Raw genomic sequence first — 5,879 nt, 5'->3', positions numbered from 1 at the left:
GATTGACTTCCACGCCCCGCTCCTGCATCATCTCCTCTAAATTCCGGTAGCTCAGGGAGTAGCGGCAGTACCACTGCACGTTGAGCAGGATGATCTGGGGCAAAAAATGCCGCCACTTGAACAAAGAATGAGTAGACATCGGAGGGGAAGAAGGCAAGGCCGAGTTTACCTACCTTACCATTGACCCGTTTTTGCGACACAACCGCTTTTTCTGCCGCCAATAATCAAGGTTGGCTTATGAATCTGCACAATTTGGTCTGCATCACTCTCTAGCGCCTGTATTGCTGCATTCAGTTGTTCACAGGTAACGGTTGCTCCAGATTCTTCTAGTTCTTGCTTGTTCCAGTGCGATCGCTAAACAAAGTCACTTTCTACCCTACATCAACTAAACTAATTCCTTAAGTGCAAGCCAGCTTGACCTGCTCCAATTATTGCAACGTTCCGCATATTGGCTGCTCCTGGAAGTAAACCATCGACTATCAATGCTTTCTGTTCTTTATTGAGCATTCGCTCTGTTGCATCTGCATTCAAACGTTCCGTTGCATAGATGCAGAGATTAGCGACGTAAACGCACCCGTGACAGCATAGTGAGCCACAAAATATTTTAGTTGATGCTCTGCTGTGCGCTGAGCTGCTGCAATTTGAATCGGTTGATCAATATTGACTCGCTCAGGAAGCATTAGAATCAAGTTGCTGGGAAGCGAAATCATCTTGTGATGGCTGCTGAACTGATCAAAGGATAGTTGAATTGCCTCTTCTGGGGAAATGCTTAAATCAGCAGTCATAGAGCGTTTTTTTTCAATCCAATTTCCTGAAATTTCTGAAGCTTCTAAACTGAGCGGTTTATCAGAGAAATAGTCTAGATGTTCCTGGATGTGCACGATGCGATCGAGACAGCCGTTTTCTCCATAGACAATCGCAACACTCGTTCTCCAGTTGTTATTTCTAAAAAAGAATTCAACGCCAAACGATTTTCCGGGAACAAACCTCGGAGCAATCCAGGCTGTTGCTCCCTCACCAAACGATAAAGCCCGCATAAATGGCATCGCAGGATGCACAACGCCATCAGGCTGATTACAGGTTGCTCGCTCAATCTGCCAGGTTTTCTCCTCAATATTTCCATCTGCAACAACATAGCGATTCATGTGAGTAATCACTGTGTTACCTGAATTCGATCGAAAACCTCTAATCGCTTGCTTACTGCTGATCACTATTTGATTTGGGGAATATACTGTCCAGTCTCCATACCAAGCCGTTTCATCGACTGCATATTCACCAAAGAGATTGTTCCAATTTTCATCTGAATTTCTCATCAGGCTATCTTTCCTTTACTTCTAAAGTTGTTAATTGAAGCAGTCAGTAGGAGGTAAATAAATGCCTGCGTTATATCGATAGAAGTTACTCAGATCCAAAACAGCTTGACGATGATGGATTTGGCTATAACCAGTCTGCTCGTAAGTTCCTAAAACTGTAGCGCTAGCAACGCTTAAATAACCCCACTCGTCCCAATTCGTTAGTCTAACCCCTGCAAAGTCTGACATTCCATTTGGCAAACCCTGAGAAAGCTGTAACCCTTCCCCACTGATGATGCCATTGCTAGCCTGACCTGTAACACAAACAGCATCCTCTGTTGAGAGTGATGGGTTGAAATAGCTGCCAACGATTTGGCTGCCTGTCTTGCGAAACAGAAAACAGTACCCTGCTTCCAACAGCTCTTGATCACTCACTTGAGTAGAAGGTGGATTGCTACAAAACCGATAATTTCCGTTTGGTAAACCTTGAATGGAAGCGTTTGTTGAGGCGGAGATACCGGGGCTTACCATGACTACGATCAAACTGGCGAGAGTAGACGTTGAGGTTAATTTACCAGAGAACAGGGATAGGACACGAGAAATTAGGGTAAGTTGTGATTTCATGGGATTACTGGATTCCTTGTAAATTTAGTTGGTTAGATGACATGAGCGAAAACTAATGAGCTGGAGGAACGATTGAGGATTCCTTTTGAAATTAGCTGATGACCTGTTGCAACAATTTCTGTTGAACTTTGCCAGACATCACCGTTTTCAACAATCAACTTTGGAGAAATCTGAGAGAATTTGCTGGTATTCCTCGCTGACTGGTTCCACCTCGTAAGCCGGTGAAATGGTTTCAACTTTTAGCGCTTTAAGTTTGGCAACACACTCACTTGCCTCAGTCAACAAGTCAGGAGCCGCAAGCTGTTTTTGAACACCCCCAATGATGGTTGAACTAAGTGTGATGACAGAAGCGACAGTGGTCGTCGCCCGCCAGTTACCGATTAAAGGATTGTCTGAGATAGCTGATTGTCCGGCAATGAATGTTGCTGCTGCACCAAAACAAATGTTGACGATACCAAAGCGACGTTCAACGTTTTTAAGCCTATTTCGTTGCGTTTCTGCTCTTTGAAGACTGGTCTGTATTTGCTGCCGCAGGATATTACAATCATCGCTTGAATGAGTTAGTAGTGCACTCGCTTGATTAGACATGAGGGTTTCTCCAGTACAAATAGGGGTTGCAATCAATCTTCCAGATTCCGATTTGTTCCGACTACTTCTAGTTATTCAAAGCTTCAACTTCAAACGGAGTCTCCAGTCTCGAGAAGGAAGCAGAAAAGGGATTTTGCAAATATTTCTGAGCAAGTAGCTGCTTTTGAGTGACTGAAACTTGAGTTGAGTGTGATTGATGTTCTGAGGGGCGATCGCTTATGCAGTTCAGCATGAGTTTAATCTCGCAGTTGATTTGTTCTCGAAATGTTGCTTGGCTGTCAACTGTAGCTATGAACGGGTTTGACAGCCAAGCACATAAGTTTCGCCATTTTTACATCTCAACTGAGTACCCAGCAGCAGCATTCTGAATCACAGCATTCGTTGCTGTTTTGCGTTTGGGAGAGTTTGTAAAAGAAGTTACTGCTGTCACTTCACCTTTAATATTTCGCTTCACTTGGTAGGTGATACCGCGATAAGTGAGTTCACATTCAGTTGATTTCGCAACCGCTGTGGCTGGATCAACGAGATAACTGCTGCCGCGATAAATCAACTCACAAGGTGATTCATTGCGCTGGACTGAACAATGGATATTATCGCTAGCTGGATTGGAATTGAAGGTAACGCCACGGTAGATGAGTTTCATAATTTGTCTCCTGATTAGTTTCTCGGTGGGTTAAGTTCTTTGCTTAACTGTCCCTATGGTAGAGATTCTGTTAGAGAGAAACATCTGAAAAACGTCTCGACTCACTTGCCAGCAAAAGACAGCAACCCTTACTAACTTTTGTTGATATTTTGAGTAGATCTACTCAAGACTTTCGAGTACACGATTGTCTGGAATATCGGACATGGGTGTGGGCGGGTTTAGCAAGCGCCCTGTTTCAAAGCACGAATTGAACTACGAATAAGAGGATATAGGCAGTACCTACACCCTCTCAGCTCCATACTCTGCTAGATCCCTTTATTAGGGTTGCCACACTACATGAATCACGTCCAAATCGCGATCGTCGGTTAATCGCATTAGTCCTAAACCATCTTGATTAGTAACATACAGACTAAGTCTATGAGCATCATTCATAGACCGGCGTTCAGTTGAAACAAGAGCAACTTGCTCACCGGTGGAAGACCAAACTGCCTTAAAGAAGTTTGATGGAAATTGAGACGTGATATCAACCAATCCTGAACCATCAGCATTGATTAAGGCAACGATTGGACCATCGGTTATTGAGAAAATCTGCTCACCACTTGGCAGCCATAAAAACTCACGATAATACTCTCGCTGTTGAGTGATATTTTTGGGTACATCTCCATTGATGTTCAAGGAGTAGATATCGCCTTTAGCAAAGGGATCATTTGGAGAATTATGCTGATAATACGCTAGGCGATCGTTATCTGGCGACCAAAGAAAGTGTGGCGAAGAACCACTATAGCTTCTAGGTCTGCGGGTTTGATTGAGAATCGTTCCGTCTGCATTAAGCACATAAACTTGTTGATAGTCAATTCCTACATATCGCTCTACACGAGCAATATGGACGCTATCAGGTGACCAAATAAATGTAGTGTAGCTGGTAAATACGTTAGCATCTGGAATCGTTGGTAATGGAGTCACCTCAGAACCATCTGTCTTCATTCGGTAGGTGATTCGGTCTTCAGAAAAGACAACCTGCTCTCCATCGGACGAAATAGCAATGTTGGATTCAGGACCGGGTTGACTTAAATAGTGAATCGCTCTAGTTTGCGGATTTGTTTCAATGCCGACTACGACGTCTGATTGAATCCAACGTCGAATGAGTCGCGTCGTTTCAGGACGGGTTGTATCACTCACGTAAAGCTCAGTTCTATCGCCGATTTCTGGTGCATCAGAAGAGCAGGTTTTCTCAAATACCAGATTCTGACTATTTGCAGACCAAACTCCATTGAATCGGTAGGAACTAAATGCATTGAAAGGCATGGAAACGGGTGAGCAGTTGTCTTCTGAAAACAACTTGGCTAAGCTAGATCCATCGGCATTGACGGCATAAACAACATACGTCCCATCAAAACCTAATTGAACAAATGCCAGCCGCTGTCCATCAGGTGACCAAACTGGATTTGTGATTGTTCCTTCATTAGGGGGGATATCTAGCGTTGAAGTTAGTTCATGGCGATCGCCACCATCACTATTGACTGTAAATAGACCTACTTTGGCTTCATCCTCCTCATATCGATATCCAACAAATGCAATTAAGGATTCTGTTGATTGTCTTGTTTCAACATCTGTTGTAGCGGCTAATGAAGAGGATAACGGGCTGGAAACGAGCGGCAGGATCAGCAAGGAAATTAGGGCAAGGAGTGAGTGTTTCATAAAAGGTTTAATCTCCTAGCCGCACGACAGTAAACTGAGCCGAAGAACCGTCATTCCAGGTTTGATAATCAAAGAGTTCTCCGCTGTAATGATTCACAGTAAAGCTGCTGGATTCATTTGAGTCTGCGTTCTCAGAACGAATAGACCGAACAAAATCGTCCTTGATCTGCTCACCATAAATGGTTTCGATCAGCTGTAGTCCCTCAGAATCTGTTTGTGTAAACATGAGTGGACGACGAATGCTGCTAGGGTCTCGATAATCAATGGTCTGACTCGTGACATATCCATTTGTATCAGTAAACACCTCAAACGTGATGTACGCCGCAGATTGACCGGGTCTTTGACCGAGATTCACTACACTTTGATAGCCAGGATAGTCTTCTTCAAGCTGTTCAACGGGTTGGAGTGGAGGTAAAAAACTGTGATTGTTCGCCCACTGTATGACTTGCCCAATTGGTTGACCTGGAACGCCAGATAAGTGATCGCTCACAGGTTGTTGCAGACCATCTGCTTCACTGACAATGGCTTGACGAGTTTGCCGATTGAAGAGACAAAGCACCTGTCCAGCTTGGTTGTTCAAGTCGGGCTGTGGGTAGGTGCCGCTCACCAGTAATGCATCATAGCCAACGTCATCTGAAAACGTAATAATTTCTCCAACAGGTTCAGCATTGTTTAAGCCACTAACGTTTAAACAACTCGTCCTTACTTCCTGGTAATGTTGTTCCCAAGCCTCAGGTGAAGATGCTTGTACTGCAATTGCTGTTACTAGTAACCCTGCGGTGGTAAGAGTAAGTAAGCTTTTTGAGCGATTCATACGGATCTCCAATTGTGATGAATAAGGATGATGTGTTCTGTTCAAACTGCTAAAGTCACTGGTGATGGGTACGGCTTAAAGATCCGCATCAGTATGGGATGTAAATAACGTGAGTTCGGGATAAGGAGGGGCGAAATAGATAGAGTTGAAAGTACCTAATTTTTAACTCATCTAACCGCCCCATGCTTAGTCTAGAATCCCTGTTCTGTCATGTCGATGA

The 5,879-nt window shown here is 43.9% G+C and carries 6 protein-coding genes and 1 pseudogene; all 7 read right to left on the bottom strand.

Annotation, left to right across the window (positions count from 1 at the left end; all coding sequences use genetic code 11):
- Window positions 1-139 (bottom strand): annotated as a pseudogene (locus H6F88_RS00290) (IS6 family transposase); the annotation flags it as partial.
- Window positions 140-527: 388 nt separating this feature from the next.
- Window positions 528-1,313: a DUF3598 family protein gene (locus H6F88_RS00285; RefSeq protein ID WP_190640763.1), complete on the bottom strand. Its 786-nt coding sequence runs from the start codon at window positions 1,311-1,313 to the stop codon at window positions 528-530.
- Window positions 1,314-1,343: 30 nt separating this feature from the next.
- Window positions 1,344-1,916: a hypothetical protein gene (locus tag H6F88_RS00280; protein ID WP_190640762.1), complete on the bottom strand. Its 573-nt coding sequence runs from the start codon at window positions 1,914-1,916 to the stop codon at window positions 1,344-1,346.
- A gap of 147 nt (window positions 1,917-2,063) precedes the next feature.
- Window positions 2,064-2,504 carry a hypothetical protein gene (locus H6F88_RS00275; protein ID WP_190640761.1) on the bottom strand — a complete coding sequence of 147 codons (441 nt, stop codon included), beginning with the start codon at window positions 2,502-2,504 and terminating at the stop codon, window positions 2,064-2,066.
- A 331-nt stretch (window positions 2,505-2,835) separates the two neighbouring features.
- The gene (locus H6F88_RS00270) at window positions 2,836-3,147 is read right to left on the bottom strand and encodes a DUF4278 domain-containing protein (RefSeq protein WP_190640760.1); all 312 of its coding nucleotides are present in this window, start codon (window positions 3,145-3,147) and stop codon (window positions 2,836-2,838) included.
- Window positions 3,148-3,465: 318 nt separating this feature from the next.
- Window positions 3,466-4,845, bottom strand: a complete 1,380-nt coding sequence (locus tag H6F88_RS00265; protein WP_190640759.1) for a PD40 domain-containing protein — start codon at window positions 4,843-4,845, stop codon at window positions 3,466-3,468.
- A gap of 7 nt (window positions 4,846-4,852) precedes the next feature.
- Window positions 4,853-5,659: a hypothetical protein gene (locus H6F88_RS00260; protein WP_190640758.1), complete on the bottom strand. Its 807-nt coding sequence runs from the start codon at window positions 5,657-5,659 to the stop codon at window positions 4,853-4,855.
- Between the last annotated feature and the right edge of the window lie 220 nt (window positions 5,660-5,879).

Source organism: Oculatella sp. FACHB-28 (genome assembly GCF_014696015.1).
GTDB lineage: Bacteria > Cyanobacteriota > Cyanobacteriia > Elainellales > Elainellaceae > JAAUTN01.
Note: the sequence above shows the minus strand (reverse complement) of the source record. Positions and strands in the feature narration are given on the sequence as shown.

Bases quoted from the DNA above. Each gene is read 5' to 3' on its own strand.
- H6F88_RS00285 (WP_190640763.1), bottom strand. From the start codon at position 1,313: ATGAGAAATTCAGATGAAAATTGGAACAATCTCTTTGGTGAATATGCA.
- H6F88_RS00280 (WP_190640762.1), bottom strand. From the start codon at position 1,916: ATGAAATCACAACTTACCCTAATTTCTCGTGTCCTATCCCTGTTCTCT.
- H6F88_RS00275 (WP_190640761.1), bottom strand. From the start codon at position 2,504: ATGTCTAATCAAGCGAGTGCACTACTAACTCATTCAAGCGATGATTGT.
- H6F88_RS00270 (WP_190640760.1), bottom strand. From the start codon at position 3,147: ATGAAACTCATCTACCGTGGCGTTACCTTCAATTCCAATCCAGCTAGC.
- H6F88_RS00265 (WP_190640759.1), bottom strand. From the start codon at position 4,845: ATGAAACACTCACTCCTTGCCCTAATTTCCTTGCTGATCCTGCCGCTC.
- H6F88_RS00260 (WP_190640758.1), bottom strand. From the start codon at position 5,659: ATGAATCGCTCAAAAAGCTTACTTACTCTTACCACCGCAGGGTTACTA.